The sequence below is a fragment of the Bradyrhizobium stylosanthis genome, assembly GCF_001641335.1.
Classification (GTDB): domain Bacteria; phylum Pseudomonadota; class Alphaproteobacteria; order Rhizobiales; family Xanthobacteraceae; genus Bradyrhizobium; species Bradyrhizobium stylosanthis.
In genome coordinates this window covers 1,049,275-1,066,291 of record NZ_LVEM01000002.1, presented here as the reverse complement: position 1 = coordinate 1,066,291, position 17,017 = coordinate 1,049,275, and the positions used below count along the sequence as shown (strand labels likewise).

At 64.6% G+C, this 17,017-nt stretch carries 8 protein-coding genes; 2 read left to right on the top strand and 6 right to left on the bottom strand.

All coding sequences use genetic code 11. The annotated features are described in order from the left end of the window. Positions 1-57 precede the first annotated feature (57 nt). The gene (locus tag A7X65_RS16915; RefSeq protein WP_245323576.1) at positions 58-8,235 is read right to left on the bottom strand and encodes a FecR domain-containing protein; all 8,178 of its coding nucleotides are present in this window, start codon (positions 8,233-8,235) and stop codon (positions 58-60) included. Positions 8,236-8,854: 619 nt separating this feature from the next. Here A7X65_RS16915 and A7X65_RS16910 point away from each other — a divergent pair. Together A7X65_RS16910 and A7X65_RS16905 are read left to right on the top strand one after the other, a co-directional pair. Continuing rightward, entirely contained in the window at positions 8,855-9,580 is a 726-nt protein-coding gene (locus tag A7X65_RS16910; RefSeq protein WP_063686631.1) for a transglutaminase-like cysteine peptidase, read from the top strand. Positions 9,581-9,736: 156 nt separating this feature from the next. Next, complete coding sequence (locus A7X65_RS16905) at positions 9,737-10,849, top strand: lysozyme inhibitor LprI family protein (RefSeq protein ID WP_063686629.1); 1,113 nt, start codon at positions 9,737-9,739, stop codon at positions 10,847-10,849. Between the two features lie 236 nt (positions 10,850-11,085). Here A7X65_RS16905 and A7X65_RS16900 read toward each other — a convergent pair whose 3' ends face one another. The 5 genes from A7X65_RS16900 to A7X65_RS16880 form a co-directional block, all read right to left on the bottom strand. Beyond that, positions 11,086-12,285, bottom strand: a complete 1,200-nt coding sequence (locus tag A7X65_RS16900) for an ABC transporter substrate-binding protein (RefSeq protein WP_063686627.1) — start codon at positions 12,283-12,285, stop codon at positions 11,086-11,088. 99 nt (positions 12,286-12,384) lie between these two features. After that, on the bottom strand, positions 12,385-14,223 hold the full coding sequence (locus tag A7X65_RS16895) for an AMP-dependent synthetase/ligase (protein ID WP_063686625.1): 1,839 nt from the start codon (positions 14,221-14,223) through the stop codon (positions 12,385-12,387). Positions 14,224-14,316: 93 nt separating this feature from the next. Further along, complete coding sequence (locus tag A7X65_RS16890) at positions 14,317-15,105, bottom strand: ABC transporter ATP-binding protein (protein ID WP_063686623.1); 789 nt, start codon at positions 15,103-15,105, stop codon at positions 14,317-14,319. A gap of 3 nt (positions 15,106-15,108) precedes the next feature. Further along, positions 15,109-15,867 (bottom strand): ABC transporter ATP-binding protein, encoded by a 759-nt coding sequence (locus tag A7X65_RS16885; RefSeq protein ID WP_063686621.1) that lies wholly within the window; start codon positions 15,865-15,867, stop codon positions 15,109-15,111. Continuing rightward, positions 15,864-17,015 carry a branched-chain amino acid ABC transporter permease gene (locus A7X65_RS16880; RefSeq protein ID WP_063686619.1) on the bottom strand — a complete coding sequence of 384 codons (1,152 nt, stop codon included), beginning with the start codon at positions 17,013-17,015 and terminating at the stop codon, positions 15,864-15,866. The genes A7X65_RS16885 and A7X65_RS16880 overlap by 4 nt, the downstream gene beginning before the upstream one ends. Positions 17,016-17,017 lie beyond the last annotated feature (2 nt).

The window sequence follows — 17,017 nt, the reverse complement described above, 5'->3', positions numbered from 1 at the left end:
CTTTGATACCGGAATCCGCTGCGGACGAGTGCCGCGGCCGAACCGGCGAAATGTACGTCAGGCGTGGTTCGCGACGATGAAATCGCTGGCGTGCAGGCTGCTCGCGACGAGGTTCTTCAGCAGGATCGACTGATGATCGTCGAGCGTGACCAGCGCGCCGCTCGCCTGTTGCGTGATGACGATGTCGCCGAACGACTTGATGTTGCCGAAGTCGCGCAGGTCGATCTTGTCCTGGCCGATCTCGAAATCGACGATCGTGCTCTGAACCTGAGCCGTCGAATTCGTGAAGGCGAACTGATCCTGCCCGCTGGTGCCGACGAGCGTCACCCCCGTGGGCGGATCGTAGACCAGCGTGCCGCCCTTGCCGTCGCTGGCGAAGTGGAAGCTGTCGATGCTGTAGCTGCCGGCGAACTTGATGGTCGCGGTGTCGGTGCCGTCGGTCAGCGTCAGCACGCCGCCGAGATGGTCGGCGTTCTCGGTGTAGCTCACGTCGGCCAGTGTCGCGAAATCGATGTCCTTGAGGTCGAGCAGGTCCGAATTGGCGAGCGTGCCGTCGCCGTCAAAACCTTTGATGACGCCGGTGAAATCGGCGGCGTGATCGATCGCGAACGTGCCGGTGGTGCCGGAATTGTTGGCGAAGGTCACGTCCTGCGCGGAGGCTTCGCTGAGGTTCAGCACCGTGCCGCTCTCGATCGTCATGGGCGTGTCGAACACCGGATCGTAGACGGTGGTGCCGCCGTGTCCGTCGCTCTGCAGGTGCCAGTTCACGTCGCGGCCGAGGAACGACAAGGTGACGGTCGTCGTGCCGTTGTAGAAGCCGACGGTGGTGATGTTCGTATCCGCGTTGTAGCTGGCCTGCGCCGACATCGTGGCGGTCCAGGCGAGGTCCTTCAGGTCGATCAGATTGTTCGACGAGAGCGGGGCCCCGGCCGGAGACCCCGAGATCAGCCCGTGGAAGTCCTGCGAGTGGTCCAGGATCAGCGTGCCGAGCCCGTTATCGTAGAAGACGGTGATTCCCGAGAACGATCCGTTGACCAGCGTCCCCTCGACCGAGCCTTCGATCTCGACGACCGCCTTGTTGGAGATCTCGATCGTGCCGGTGCCGGTGATGTCGCCCTTGATGTCGATCGTCGAAATGTCGTTTCCGGAGAACGGACCGGCTTCGATCAGGCCGTTGAGCGTGACGTCGCCGTTCACGGTGAACACCGTGCCGGGCTCGGTCAGCAGCGTCACGGTGGAGTCGACGGTGAGATCGTGGATGGTGACGTTGGTGGTGCTGTCGACGGTGTAGGGTTCGCCTGCGGCGAACAACTTCACATCGTAGCTGGCCGCCGGCACGCCGATGCTCCAGTTCGACGCCGTGTTCCAGTCGCCCCCGTTCGGATTGGTCCATTCATCGACCGGCGCGATCTCGACGATGGTGCCGCCGGAGCCGTCGCTGCTGGTGATGAAATGCGTGTCGCCGTAATTGCCGATCAGCTTCAGCGAGATGCTGTGGCCGTGGGTGTCGCTCACGACAAGATTGCCGGTCGCCGCGCTGTAGACCGCCGTGGTGCCGCTGTCCCAGACGATGGTCGACAGGTCGATCTTCTCGTTGGCGGCGAAGCCGGCGATCGAACCGCCGAAGGTCGTGGTGTCGATCTCGAGCTCGGCACCGGTGCCGCCGAAGGTGACGGTCTGCGCCACCGTGTTCTTGATCTCGAGCGTCGCGCCGGCGTCGATCGTGACCGAGCCGGAGCCGGACAGCGAGCCGAACAGCGTCAGAATGCCGGTGTGGACCTCGATGGAGTGGTTGTTGGTGATGGTGCCCGTGATCGAGGCCGTGCCCCAGCTCTCGATCTCGTTCGAATTGGTGATGCCGAGGCCGAGGACGGAGATCGCAGCGCCATTGAGCAGGTCGATCTCGCCGGCGTTGACGATCGAGGACACGTTGCCGAACACGCTGGTGCCGCCGACGGTCCAGATGCCGGTCGCGTTGTTGTAGAAGGTCGCGCTGACGGCGGTGATGTTGCCGTTGATGTGACCGTCGTTGTTGATGGTGATGGCGCCGCCGCTCTCGACGATCGCATAGGTCGTCGCGGTGACGCCCGAGGCGGACGCCGGCCCGATCGTGCCGGAGCCGGCGTTGGTGATCGTCGCCCCGCCGCTGGCGTTCTCCTGGATGAAGATCGCGGCATGACCGGCCGCCCCAACGATCGAGCCGGTGTTGGTGATATGCGTCGCGCCGGTCGCGATCGGATCGCCCGCCGCGTCCGCATCGTTCTGGGTGACGCTGATGCCGGCGAGGCTGGTGCCGGTGATGCTGCCGTGATTGACGATGGTGACGTCGCCCGCGCCTGCCGCCACGGCGGACAGGCCGACGGCGCCCTTGGCGGAGCCGTCGTTGGTGACGTTCACGTCGCCGCCGCCGTGATTGAAGGCGCCGATCGCGGTGCCTGCAGCGGTGATCTGCGAGGCCGCGCCGGTCGTGACGGTGACGTCGCCGATGCCCCAGGTGAACGCCTCGATGCCGTAGCCGGCATCCGCGGTGATGATCGCATCGCTGGTGACGCTGACGTCGCCGTAGACGGCGCCCGAGAAGGTCGAGAGGCCCTGCGGCTTGTAGCCGGCGATGATCGCGCCCGGCGTGCTGCCGTCGCTGTTCAGCGAGGAGCCGGAATGGATGGTGCCGTGCGCCACGACGGAGATGGTGCTGCCGACCCCGCTCGCGATCGCTGCCGCGTAATTGATCGCCACGACGCCGGAGGTGCCCGACATGATGCTGTCGCCCGCAGCCAGGGTGACGCTGATGTCGCCCTTGTCGATGCTATAGGCGAGAATGCCGTAGCCGGTCGTGCCCTTGACCGTCGCGTCGGCACCGAGCGTGACCGTGATGTTGCCGGTGCCGCCGCTGAGCGCCTGGGCGAGGATGCCCGTCTCGGCACCGATGACGGTGGTGTCGGCGCCGTCGTTCACCGTGATGTCGCCATTGCCGAAATTGTAGGCGTGGATGCCGTAGCCGCCCGCAGCGGTGACATTGCCGTAGTTGTTGACGACGACGTCGCCGTAGACGCTGGTATTGGCGGCAGAGCCGGTGCTCGAACCGAGATAGCCGGCCTCGAGGCCCGCAGGCGCGTTGCCGGCCAGATTGAGGTTCGCGCCGGAATTGACCGTGCCGTAATTGGTGACGGTGATCGAGCTGTGATCCCCAGGCGCGAGCACTTCCGCGCGGTTGACCGCAACGACGCCGGAGCTTCCCGACGTGACGACGCTGCCGGCCTCGGTCGTGACGGTCTGGGTGCCCGTACCATAGCTGCGCGACCGGATGCCGTAGATCGAGCTGCCGGTGATGATACCACCGGCGTCGATGGTGATGTCGCCGCTGCCCCAAGTGAGGGCATCGATGCCGTAAGCGCCGCCGACGGCGCCGCCAAGCTGGGTGATCGAGATGTCGCCAGCATTGACGGCATTCGCATTCTCGACGAGCACGCCGACCGAATTAGCCCCGATGCCGGTCGCCTTGCCGGTGAGATCATTGACCGTGATGTTGCCGGCGCCAGTCGACCCGTCGCTCAGCCAGATGCCATGGCCGTCGGAGCCGGTGACGTCACCGGTCGCGGTCAGCGAGACGTCGCCAACGCCGCTCTGGGTGACGCCGATGCCGTTGGTCGCGCCCGTGAGCGTACCACTCAGCGTGAGCGCGACGGTGGCATGCGTCCCCTTCGACACCGAGAAGTCGAGCGCGTCGCCCACCGATGCCGCGATGTCGGCGTCACCTGTGACGGTGAATGCGCCGTCGGCCGCCGCCTGGCCCGCGATAGTCCCGGTGAAGTTCTGACCGGCAAGCTTGTCGAGTTGCAGCGTGCCGGTGCCGCCGGCGAAAGTGACGGTCTGCGCATCGGCGCCGCCGAGCTCGAGCTTGGCACCGTCGTCGATGAGCAGCGTGCCGGGGCCGGTGATGCCGCCGGCGAGGTTGAGCGTGCCGGCCTGAACTTCGATGATGCCGCCGGTGTTGGTGACGCCGGCCGTGATCGTGTTGGAGCCCGAGACGCTGTAGAGATTGCCGGCATTGCTCAGGCTGCCGCCGTTGATCGAGACGTCGGTCAGATAGAGCTTCGATGTGGCGCCAACCGAGATCGTACCGCCGGCATTGCCGATGGTGGCGGCCGTCAGCTTCAGCGTGCCACCGGTCACCGCCTCGATCAGGCCGTGATTGGTGATGGCGTGGATCGTTGCCGGATCAATCGTCAGCGTACCGCTGGTGACGGTGATCGCGCCCGTGTTGGTGATATCGGCATCGTTGATCGCGCTGGTGCCGGTCGATTCCAGCGTTCCCGCGATCGTCAGCGCGCCGCCGTCGATGGTGGTATCGATGAGATCGAGGGTCGCGCTGCCGTCGACCGTCACCGTGCCGGTATTGGTCACGACGTCGCCGAGCAGCGTCGCAGCGCCGGCGATCTCAAGCGTGCCGAGATTGGTGACCGCGCCGCCATGGATATTCGCGCCGTCCTTGAGCTTGACGAGCTTGTCGAGCTCGAGACCGGCGGTGTCGGTGATGTCGGTGCCCGATACGGTGACGCCGCTCAGCGTCAGCTTGGCGTTGGCGATGACCGTGCTGGTGCTCAGCGTCGCGCCGCCGTCGATGGTACTGGCACCGGTGACGTCGATCGTGCCGCTGCCGTTGATGGTGCCGCCCGAAATTTCCGTGCCCGACAACGTCAGCGTCTGGCCGCCGTCGACCGTCACCGTGCCGGTGTTGGTGACGACGTCGTCGAGCAGCGATGCCGCGCCGGCGATTTCCAGCGTGCCAAGGATCGAGACCGCGCCGCCATGGATTTTCGCGCCGTCCTTGAGCTTGACGGTGCCGCCGAGCACGACGCTGGCGTTGTCGGTGATATCGGTGCCGGAGACGGTGATGCCGTCCAGCGTCAGTTCGGCGTCGGCGGTGACCGTGATGACGCTGAGCGTCGCCCCGCCGTCGATGCGGCTGGCGCCGGCGACCTCGATCGTGCCCGCCCCCGCGATCGCGCCGCCACTGATCGTGGCGTCGTCCAGAGTCAGCGTGGCATTGCCAATGACGAAGAGGTTGCCGCTCGAATTGTCGACCGTCGAGCCCAGATCGATCGTCAGCGCGCCGCCGGACACGACCTCGAGGCGGCCACCATTGGTGACGGTCTCCGCGCTCAGCACATTGCCGGCACCGCTGACACTAAAGAGGACATCATGGTTAGAGAGGGAACCATTGTTCAGGATGCCGCCGCTCAGGACGGCGCCGCCGTGGAGATCCATCTCACCATTGTTGGTGATCGTGCCGGCGCCCTGAAGACCCGCGTTGAAGACGGGGCCTTCCTCGCCGTTGCCGTTGCCGATCACCCCACCGGATCCGTGGATCGTCGCGTTGTGGACGACCAGCCTGCCGGTGGAGTCGACGATGATATGGCCGGCGTTGGTGACGTCGGATCCCTCCTGGATCGCCAGCCAGCCATTCGCCAGCACCTCGATCACGCCGCTCGACGTGTTGTCCACGCTCTCATGGGCGAACTGGACGATGCCCTTGACGTTGACCGTGCCGGAATTGTTCAGCGTGCCGTTCTCGATCCGGCTGATGATGCCGTCGAGCTCCAGCGTGCCGAGAATGGTGACGGTGCCGCCGTCGATCGTCGTGCCGTCGACGATCAGCGTCGCGCCGGCATCGGCCTTCACGGTGCCGCCGGCATTGTGGATTTCGGCCAGCGTCTTCAGCGTGCCGCCGAGCAGCTCGAGCGTGCCGGAATTGGTGATCGTGGTTCCGGCAGCGAAATCGCCGCCGGCGGCCAGCTTCAGCAAGCCGGCATTGGTGAGCACGCTGGTGTCCAGGATCTCGGCCAGGCCGCCGACCGACATCGTGCCGGTCGCGGCGTTGGTGAGGATCGAGTCGGCACTCATGTCGAGCGAACCGGCGATCGTCAGCGAGCTCAGATTGAGAAGCATCGGCGGCGGACCGCCGAAATCGTTCATCGTCACCGACTTCGCGAAGGCAGCCGCGTCGATCGTCGCCGGAAAGGACGGCGTCAGGCCGTGCAGTTGGTCGGTGATGACGATGACATCGTCGTCGATGGTCGGCACCGTGCCGGTGGCCCAGTTGGTGGCGTCTCGCCACAAGCCGCCCGCGGGCTGGCCGGGCTTCTCGGTCGCGATCCACACCACGGCGGGCGCATCGGTGCCGGTGATCGTGACGGTGATGGTCTGCTGCGCGGTCGCGCCTTGCGCGTCCTTGACCGTCACGGTGTAGACCAGCGTCAGCACCTCGCCCCTCGGGATGAAGTCGGCGAGGTAGACGGGAAGATCGGCCAGCGACCAGTTGATGGTGCCGGTGCCGTCGCCGGTGCTGTCGGCACCGGCCGCGATCGCGACCGACATCGCGCTCTGGAACGCCGCGAGCGGACCGGGCGGAACGGTGCTGCCATCGGGCAGCGTCGCACTGGTCAGCGCCACCGACACCGTATGCGTGTCGGTCAGATCGACGTCGGCGAAGTCGAGCGTGCCCGAAGTCGCCTCGTCGCTGACGAGCGGACCGCCCGGCACGCTGGTGCCGCCTTCGAAAGTGATGGTCGGAACGCTGGTGGTGATCACCGGCTTGTCGTTGGTGCCGGTGATCGTGATGGTGATCGGGATAAAGGTGGATTCGGGGTTGACCGAGAAATTGTTGTTGATGCGGACCATGTAGGTCAGCGTCAGCGTTTCGCCCGCCGCGAGGAAATCGAAGACGTGGTCGGGGATCGTGTAGGTCCAGACCGCCGAGCCGTTGTTATTGTTGCCGCCGTCGGCGACGACCTGGATGTCGATCAGCGTCGCCGCGATGTCCTGCTTCTGGAGCGCGCTGAGCGAGCCGGTGACGTCCTGCTGGCCCGCGCTCTTGTAGACGTAGTTCGGCGCGCCGCCGAGAGTCACGCTCACCGTCGGCTGGTCGCCCAGGTTCTGGTCGACGAAGGTGATCCGGCCGGAGACCGTGTCGGAATGCGTGGTATCGCCGGTCGTGTCGGCGCGCTCGGTCAGCGCGAACGCCGTCTTCACATTGCCGTTGAGGTCGAGGCTGCGCGAATCCGGCGGACCGGGAATGCGGGTGCTGGACGACGGATTATGGCCGGGTCCACCCGATTCCGGCTGGTTGAGATTGGTGAAAACGGCCGTCGCGCTGTAGCCGTTCGCGGTCTTGAACAGAATGCCTTCGCTGGTCGGCGTGATCGTGTCGGTGAAGTTCGTCGTCAGCTTGGTGTTGCTGTTGTTGTCGGTGAACTTCAGCGTGAACACGTCCGTGATCAGCTTCTGCACGTCCGGCGACAACAGCGCGTTGCTGATCGAGACGTTGCCGCCGCTGATCTGGATCATCTGGCCGGCCTGGTTGACCGTCGCGATCGGCAGCAGCGTGACCTTGTCGAACAGGATGTAGGAGCCCGTGGTGCCGTTCGGCTCGACCAGCACCTGGAAGCTCGCCTGCGGCTGCGGATCGCCGCCGCCCGCGGGAACGACGAAGTTGATCTGGGTCAGCACCGCGGTGCCGCGGATACCCATGGTGGCGACCGGCGTGTCGATCTTCATGTCGCCGTGCTTGGCGGTCTCGCCGGCGACGAAGGTGATGGTGCCCGCAACCAGGCTCAGCAGCGAGGAATTGCTCGACCCGTTCGGGTCATAGACCATCTCGTTCAGCACCATCCGCGCATTGGAGGACAGGCCGAACACGGTGCCGTCGATGAAGGTGATGCCGAGCGTCGAATCGGCGCCGGTCGAGACCACGTCGCCCTTCTCGACGTTGTCGCCGTTGTTGAGGATGACCGAAACGCCGTTCCGGATCGCGGTCGCGCTGCCGGAGAGCTTGGTGACGTGGCCGATGACCTGGGCCGCAGCAATCCCGGGGGCCGCCTGCGCAACCTGGACGTGGCCGGTGAGCGCGTTGACGACGTCGCCGGTCAGGTGGGCGCCATCGGACGAGGCGAGCGCCGCGCGCTTGTCGCCCCTGAAATAATCGTGAACGACGAAGTCGTGCCCGTCATGGGACAGCACGAGGTCGAGACCGGCGCGCTTGAACTCGCCGTTGAAGATCAGGTTCGGGTCGGGAACAACGACGGCACCATCGGGCAGATGGCCGTGCGCCTTCGCCGTGAAGGACTGGGCGTTAAGGGACTTGGCGATGAACGAATCGACATGGACATAGGAGGGCGAGTGGGAACCCTCGCCGTCCAACGAAATCGCGGCGTCAAATTTGCCAGCGTAATTCAACCGGGCACCGTAAAAAGGGTTAATAATTATGTAAGTATGGACCGCCTAAGCTTGCTTAGCATTACCAAGTCCTTAGCGAAACCATCTATTGCTTGTGTGATTTCGTGTCACTTGGCCTTTGGGACAGCGGTAGACCGGCGCCTTCAGGAAGAAAGCAAAGTACTTCTTGCAGTACTTTGAAGTCGAACTCTGCATATTTCCGAACATTCCCAATCGTCCCAAGTAGACTGCTGTATAGATCGAACAGCAGATACTTACGTCATCTTTTCTTCGGGGTTCCCCGGCTCATCCTGCGGCAAATACGGAGCAGAATCTGTGACCTAACTAACAGAACCCGTGAAATCGCGGGTTGTTAGCCATAGGAGATGGAATCAGCCTCCCACAACCTGTGCCTGTAATTCGCTCCTTTTCGCGGCGGCCGGACATCCTCCTAGTCCCCGATTCGTAAAATTTTACGCAATTTGGGCAGTCCGATTTCAGCCTGTCCCACGGTTTTGGGACCCCTGCCGGGCGCGTTAAGCAGAACAGAACGGCCCGTCTCGCACTATCTCCCCGAAAGCAACAAAGCCCGGCACGTCGAGGTCGAGGGGGACCTGGCGAAGCCGCAAGGGGATGTCAGATGGAGACCGCTCGCTCGCGCGCCTGGCGCGCAATCCTTGTCGTGTGTGGACTGGTCCTGCTCGGATCGGCCGCAGAGCTTCGCGCCGGCACGCTGCTGTCGCCGGGCGCCGGCGTCATCGTGCGCAAATCGGCCGAGCCTTTCGGCGTGTTCGCCTTTGCCATCTCGTCCGGCGGACTCCAGCAGAAATGGTCCGCGCTGAAATCCCGACTCGACGACGACATGGTGCAGCTCGCACTGTGCGACGGCGACCGCGACAATTGCGCTTCGCCCGCAGCCCTCAAGTTGCTGGCCATCGTCGACCAGGCCCGGACCCGCGACGGCCGCGCGCGGCTGGGCGAGACCAACCGCGCCATCAATCTCGCCATCCACCCCGTCAATGACGGGAACGACGACGTCTGGAGCTCGCCGCTTGCGACCTTCGCGCGCGGCGCCGGCGATTGCGAAGACTATGCCATCGCCAAGCTGGCCGCGCTGCGGCTTGCCGGCGTCGCCGCTGAAGACCTCCGCATCGTCGTGGTGCGCGATGTCAGGGCCGGCGAAGACCACGCGGTCGTCGCCGCAAGGCTCGACGGCCACTGGCTGATGCTCGACAACCGCCGCATGGCGATGGTCGAGGACGACGCCGCGCGCTCCTACCAGCCGCTGTTCGTGCTTCACCAGGCTGCCGTGATGAAATATGCCGACGAGCCGGTGCGGCTGTCGATGGCGCCCGAGGCGCATTAAACTCGGACGGCGCAACCTAATTCGGTGTCATCCCGGCCTAGTGCGCAATTGCGCGCTAGGCCGGGACGACGCTGGAGAGCCTGGTGACCACAAGCCCATTCCGTTTCACGGGCTGAAGCTGCTAGCATGGCAGCGGGCTTGGCGGGGGCGACTGGAATGCGGTTCATCGTGCTGACTGTGCTTGCGCTGCTGGCGCTCACGGCACCCGCGTCTGCGCAAACCGACCGCGCCATCGCCGACAGGCTGCCGCTGTTCGCGAAGAACGGCTGCCAGCAGATCCGCGATCCCGGCAATCAACTGTTCTGCGGCGACGCCGGGCTTGCCGCTGCTGCCGAGAAGCTGGGCATCGCGATCGAGGCGCGGCTCGCCCGCCTGCCCGATCGCCTGCCCGCGATCGAGGAGAACGCGATCTGGGCCCGCCAGCGCAATCTCGGTTGCGGCATCGTCGGCCAGACCGCGATCCGCCCCGACGAGTTCGACCGGGTGAAGGCGTGCCTGCTCAAGGTGACCGAGGAGCGCGCCGCGATCCTGCGCGACCCCGATTTCGACTGCCTGGCCGCCAACACCGCCGCAGGCGCGGTGATCTGCGCGGACCCGTCGCTCGCGGTTGCCGAAACCGAGCTCAATGGCGAGGTGCTCGGCCTGATCGGCAAGCTGGACCCGACCGCGGCCCGCTTTGCCTTCGCCGAATACGGCAGGTGGACGCGGGAGCGCGATCGCAAATGCAATCTGGTCGGCAAGGAGAACGTGCCGTTGCAGGAGCTGGAGTCCGCGGAAGATTGTCTGGGTGCGCATCTCGCGCGCAAGACCGACGAGGTCCGCGCCGCCAAAGGCGATCCGAAGAAGGTGTTCGGCCGGCAGGTCGCGGCCCACTCGCCCGACACCGACGCGGTCGATTTCTGCGCCGCGCGGATTCACGCCGCCAATTCCTGCGGAAATTTCCTGCGCATCAACCGCGTCTACGCCGTCGACAGCCAGGTGACCGACCAGGAGGCGCAGGTCACCGGCGAGATCGAGATGGTCGTGCTGGCGCCCTTCACCACATGCAGCAAGGTTGCCACGTCCTGCACCGGCACCTGCTGGGACGCGCGGACGAGCCGTCCGCAGCCGGGCGCCGGCAACAAGGAGCGCTCCGCTGACGCCTTCAACGTCACGCGCCGCCTCAGGATCCAGCGCAACTTCGCCTTCGTGAAGGCCGCCGACGGCTGGCGCTGCAGGGAAGACGAGCTGGCCCCGGTGAGCTCGGGCAATGCGAGCGGGGGGTCTTAGGGCTTCTCTCGTATCGCGCTTTCTTCCTTCTCCCCTTGTGCGAAAAGGTGGCATAGGCGGCCCTCGGCCGCCGTTCTGAGGAACGCCGAAGCAGAGCTTCGGCTATGGCACCGGATGAGGGATTCTCACCACGCGCTGGACTGCCCGAGAGGATGGATCCCCCTCACCGGGCTTCGCTCACGCGAAGCCACCCTCTCCCGCAAGAGGAGAGGGTGCATCGTCGTCGGCGCGAGATATCAGAACATCAGATTGTCCTTCACCAGAACCCAGCGGCCGTTCTTGACCTGCTGGACCTGCGTGATGGTGGTGGCGAGATGGTTGGTCTTCGAGAACACCGTCGGCGGCGAATTGAAGATATCCTGGAACTTGTCGCCGGACTCCAGCGCATCCAGCATCTTCTGGCCTGTGAGATCCTTGCCAGCCTTGTTGGCATAATGCGCAAACGTCATCACTGCATTGTAGCCGATGATGGCCTGGGTGTTGGCGTCGGCGTTGAACATCTTCTTGTAATTGACGAGCCAGTCCTTCACCTTTCCCTTCGCGGTGTCTTCGTAGGGAATTTCGAAGTTCGATGCGGCGTACAAGCCTTCCACCACATCCTTGCCGAGCGCCGGCACTTCGAGCACGTTAACAGGCGTCGCACCGAGGAAGGTGACCTCCCAGCCGAGCTTCTTGGCCTCGGTCATCGTGCCGATCGGCTCACGGAGCACGGCGCCGAGCACGACGAGATCGCAGCCGTCGGACTTCATCTTGGCGACCTGCGCGCTGAAATCGGAGGCGCCGCGCTTGTAGCTCGTGACCGAGGCCGGCTGCATCTTCATGGCGGCGAGCTGCTGGTTGAAGCCGTCGAGCACGTTTTTGCCGTACTCATCGTCCTGATGCATGATGCACGGCTTCTTGAAATTCTTTGCCTCTATCATGTATTTGAGCGCGGCGCGCGTGCTCTCGACATAGGGCAAGAGGTTGTTGAACTTCAGCCGCTCCTGCGGCTTGGCCGGATCGAACTTGAAGGTGAACTCGGCGGCCGTCAGCGGGAAGAGCTGCAGCACGCCGGCATCGAGCAGGATGTCCTGCGCGGCGAGCACGGTCGGCGACCCCATCGGCCCCACCATCGCGAAGATCTTGTCGCGCTCGATCAGCTTCTGCGAGGCCAGCACGGCCTTCTTCGGATCGTAGCCGCTGTCCTCGACCACGAGGCGGATCTTGCGGCCGTTGATGCCGCCGGCGGCGTTGACCTCCTCGACGGCCATCTTCATGCCGTTGGAGACCGGCACGCCCCAACCCTTGATCGGACCCGACAGGTCCTGGTGAGTCCCGATGACGATCTCGGTTGCCGAGATGCCATCATTGGTGACCTTGGTTTGCGCGACGGCCGGCAGACAGGTGAGCGCAAGGGCGCTCACAGCAAGGCCGAACGTTCCGAGCGATTTCGACATTGACGTCTCCTCTCCTTTGGGCCCGTTTTATGCGAAGGGCGGGGGCCGTCGCTCCTTCGGTTTCTCTTGCGCACGCCCTTTGCGGGGCACGCGCACGCGTCACGCCACCGCGCGCTCGCGATACATCGCGTCGATCTCGGCGGCGTAGCGCTTGTTCACGAAGCTGCGCTTCAGCTTCATGGTCGGCGTCAGCTCCTCGTCCTCCGGCGTGAGCTGGCGTTCGATCAGGTAGAACCGCTTGATGGTCTCGACCCGGGCGAAATTGGCGTTGACCCCTTCGATCTCGCGCCAGATCAGGTCCTGGATCTCCGTCGCCCGGCACAGGCTGGCATAGTTGGTGAAGGGGATGTCGTGATCCTGCGCGAACTTCTCGACATTCTCCTGGTCGATCATCACGAGGCAGGTCAGATACGGCCGCTTGTCGCCGATCACGACGGCATCGGAGATATAGGGCGAGAACTTCAGCTGGTTCTCGATCTCGGACGGCGTGATGTTCTTGCCGCCGGAGGTGATGATGATGTCCTTCATCCGGTCGGTGATGCGGACGAAGCCTTCATTGTCGATGCTGCCGACGTCCCCGGTGTGCAGCCAGCCGCTGACATCGATGGTCTCCGCGGTCTTCTCCGGCTGGTTCAGATAGCCCATGAACAGGAAGTCGCCCTTGATCAGGATCTCGCCATCGGGCGACAGCGCGACCTCGCCCCAGGACACTGCCGTTCCGACCGAGCCGAGCTTGAGGCGCTCCGCCGGCATCATGGTGGCGACGCCGCAATTCTCGGTCTGGCCGTAGACCTCGTGCATGTCGATGCTGAGCGCAAGATACCAGCGGATCAGCTCCGGTGCGATCGGCGCCGCGCCGGTGAAGGCGATGCGGCAGCGGTCGAGCCCGATCATGCGGCGGATGTTGCGGAAGGCGACCCGGTAGGCGATCGCATTGGCGATGCGCAAGCCCAGCGGCGGCGCCTTGCCCTCGACGCGGCAATCGACCATGCGGTAGCCGATTTCGATGGCGCGACGGTAGACCCATTGCTGCAGCGGGGTCGCGTCCTTCAGGGCAATCGTGATGGCGGAATAGAATTTTTCCCAGATGCGCGGCACTGCGAGGAACACGGTCGGCTGCACTTCGCGTAAGTTGTCCGGCACCGTCTCCGGGCTCTCGGCGAAATTCATCACCGAGCCGAGCGCGACCGAGATGTAATAGCCGCCGATGCGCTCGGCGACGTGACAGAGCGGCAGGAAGATCAGCCGGTCCTCGTCCTCCCGCGCCGGGATGAAGTCGTTGGCGTGTCGCATCTGATGCGTGACGCTGCGGTTGGCGTGCATCGCGCCCTTGGGCGGGCCCGTCGTGCCGGAGGTGTAGACGAGCACCGCGAGATCGCCAGCGCTGCGGCTGTCGATCATCTCCTGCCACAGCGCCTCGCGGCCGACCATGTGGTTGCGCCCGAGCGCGCGGAACTCGTCGAACGACATCACCATGTCGTCGAAAAAACCGCTGAGGCCCTCCATGTCGAACACGATGATCTTGTGCAAGGACGGGCAGCGCGCGCGGCAGGAGAGGATCTTGTCGAGCTGCTCCTCGTCCTCGGCGAAGATCACGCGGGTCGCGGAATCGTTGACGAGATACTCGACCTGCAAGGATGAATCGGTCGGATAGATTCCTGAGGAGACACCGCCGGTGCACAGGATGCCCATGTCGGCATAGACCCATTCGGGCACGGCGTTGGCGACGATGGAGGCGACGTCGCCGGGCATGAAGCCGATGGCGCGCAGCGCGTAGGCGATCTCCTTTGAGATCTCCAGCCATTCGCGCCAGCTGGTCGGCTGCCAGATGCCGAACTTCTTCTCGCGGATGGCGGGCCGATCGCCCCGCGTCTCCGCGGCGCGCAAGAAGCTCCTTGCGATCGTATCAGCGACCGTCAGCACCGCCGGTCGGGCCATGCACGTCTCCTCCTTGTCGCTCTTCCCTCCGCTGCCTGCCTTGCCGGCGGTCTGTTGTCGCGGATGGTCGCCTATCTAACGCCAAACCTTCCTCTAACGCCAAGTTTTCTTCTTCTTCCAGCGCCGTTCGCCGCGCGCACCCGCTTCCTTGGCGCCGAGGTAGAACTCCTGGATGTCCTGGGAATGCATCAAGCGGTCGCAGCTGTCGTTCATCACGATGCGGCCGATCTCGAGCACGTAGCCGTAATGCGCGGTCTCCAGCGCCACCTTGGCATTCTGCTCGACCAGCAGGATCGACATGCCCTGCTCCTCGTTGACGCGCCGGATGATCGTGAAGATCTCCTTCACCAGCAGCGGCGACAGGCCGAGCGAGGGCTCGTCGAGCAGCAGCAGCGTCGGCCGGTTCATCAGCGCGCGGCCGATCGCGAGCATCTGCTGCTCGCCGCCGGAGAGCTGGCCGGCCGGCTGGTTGATGCGCTCCTTCAGGCGCGGGAAATAGCCGTAGACGCGCTCCATGTCCTCGGTGACGCCGTCGCGATCCCGGCGCGGATACGCGCCCATCATCAGGTTCTCCCGCACCGAGAGGAACGGGAACACCTCGCGCCCCTCCGGCACATGGCTGAGACCGAGGCGCACGATGCGGTCAGCCTCCATGCGCTGGATCGGCTTGCCCATGAACTCGATCGCGCCCTTCTGCGGATCGAGGATGCCGGAGATCGTCTTCAGCACCGTGGTCTTGCCGGCGCCGTTGGCCCCGAGCAGCGTGACGATGCGTCCGCGTGGCACCTCCAGCGAGATGCCGCGGATCGCCATGATCGGCCCGTAATAGCTCTCGACGTTGCTGAGCTTGAGGATGATCTCCGGGGTCACCGCGGCGTCCATGCGTCAGGCTCCCAGATAGGCGGCGACGACATCGGGGTGCTGCTGCACCTCGGCTGGCGAGCCCATCGCCAGCACCCGTCCGTAATTCAGCGCGATGACGCGGTCGGAGACGCGGTTGACCAGCGACATGTCGTGCTCGACCATCAGCACGGTGACGCCGAGCTCGCTCTTCATGTCGCGGATCCAGAACGACATGTCGTCGGTCTCCTCGACATTGAGGCCGGAGGACGGCTCGTCGAGCAGGATCAGCTTCGGCTCCGAGCACAGCGCGCGGGCAAGCTCGATCACCTTGCGGACGCCGTAAGGCAGGCCCGAGATCAGCTTGTCGCGATAGGGCTCGAGATCGAGGAATTCGATGACCTGCTCGACCCGGCGGCGATGCACCTTCTCGTTGGCGCGCACGCTGGGCAGGAACAGCAGCTCCTGCCAGAGCTGCGTGGTCGAATGGCGGTGACGGCCGACCAGCAGGTTCGACAGCACGGTCGCGTTCTCGAACAGCTCGATGTTCTGGAAAGTGCGGGCAATGCCGAGCCTGGCGATGTCGTAAGGCGCCTGCTCGGTGATGTCCTGGTCCTCGAAGAAGATGCGGCCCGAGGTCGGCCGGTAGATCCGCGAGATCAAATTGAAGATCGAGCTCTTGCCGGCGCCGTTGGGTCCGATGATCGAGAGGATCTCGCCCTTCTCCACCGCGAACGACACCGCATCGACCGCCTTGAGACCTCCGAAATGCAGCGACAGGTTCTCGGCGCGGAAATAGCTCATCGGTTGCGCTCCGACTTCACGTAGATCTTCTGCCGCTTGAAGGTGGCGCGCTTGTAGAGCGGGAACAGCTGGAAGAAGAGCTTGATCTTCAGCCAGCGGCCGTAGAGCCCGAGCGGCTCGAACAGCACGAACAGCACGATGATGATGCCGTAGATCGCGCCCTTCAGGCCGTTGAGCGAGGCAAAGGCTGCGACCTTGGACTGGATATTGCCCGCGGTCGCCGGGCCCGCGCCGAACGTCGCGGCGATGCCGGCGATGATGCCGGGCATATCGTCTTTCAGGTATGTCAGGAACGGATCGATCATCACGATGAAGATCGCGCCCAGCACCGCGCCGTGCAGGCTGAAGGTGCCGCCGATCAGGATCACGATGATGAACTCGATCGAGAGCTGCAGCGTGAACATCTCCGGCGAGATGAAGGAGAGCTTGTGCGCGAACAGCACGCCGGCAAAGCCCGTGATCGCCGCCGAGATCGCAAACGACTTCACCTTGTAGAGCGCGACATTGACGCCCATGCTGCGCGCCGCGGTCTCGCTGTCGCGGATCGCGACGAAGGCGCGGCCGGTCGGCGAACGCAAGAGATTGAGCGTGCCGACGATGGTCAGGACCAGCACGGCCAGGCAGAGGTAATAGAAGGTCGGACTGTCGCGCGGCACGGTGACGCCGAGCAGCGACAGCGTCTTGACCCGCATGCCCTCGTTGCCGTTGGTCACGCTCTCCCACCGCGCCAGGATTTCCTCGACGATCAGCGCGAAGGAGATGGTGGCGATGACGAGGTAGATGCCGGTCAGGCGCAGGGCGGGAAAGCCGACCATCGCGCCGATGATGCCGGTCAAGCCGCCGGCAGCGAGGAAGTAGACCGGGAACGGCACGTTGTACTTTTGCAAATACGCCGCGGTGTAGGCCCCGATCGCGAGGAAGGCCGCATGCCCGAGCGACGCCTGGCCGGTGAAGCCGGTCAGGATCAGCAGCGCCACGCCGACGGTCGCATAGATGCAGACGAAGACGAGCTGGCTCATCAGATAGCTGGAGAGCATGTAGGGCGCGATCAGCAGCAGCGCGATCAGGATGCCGTAGGAGACGAAATAGCCCGAATGCGGAAACAGCTTGATGTCGTCCTCGTAGTCGGTCTTGAACAGGAAGCGCATGG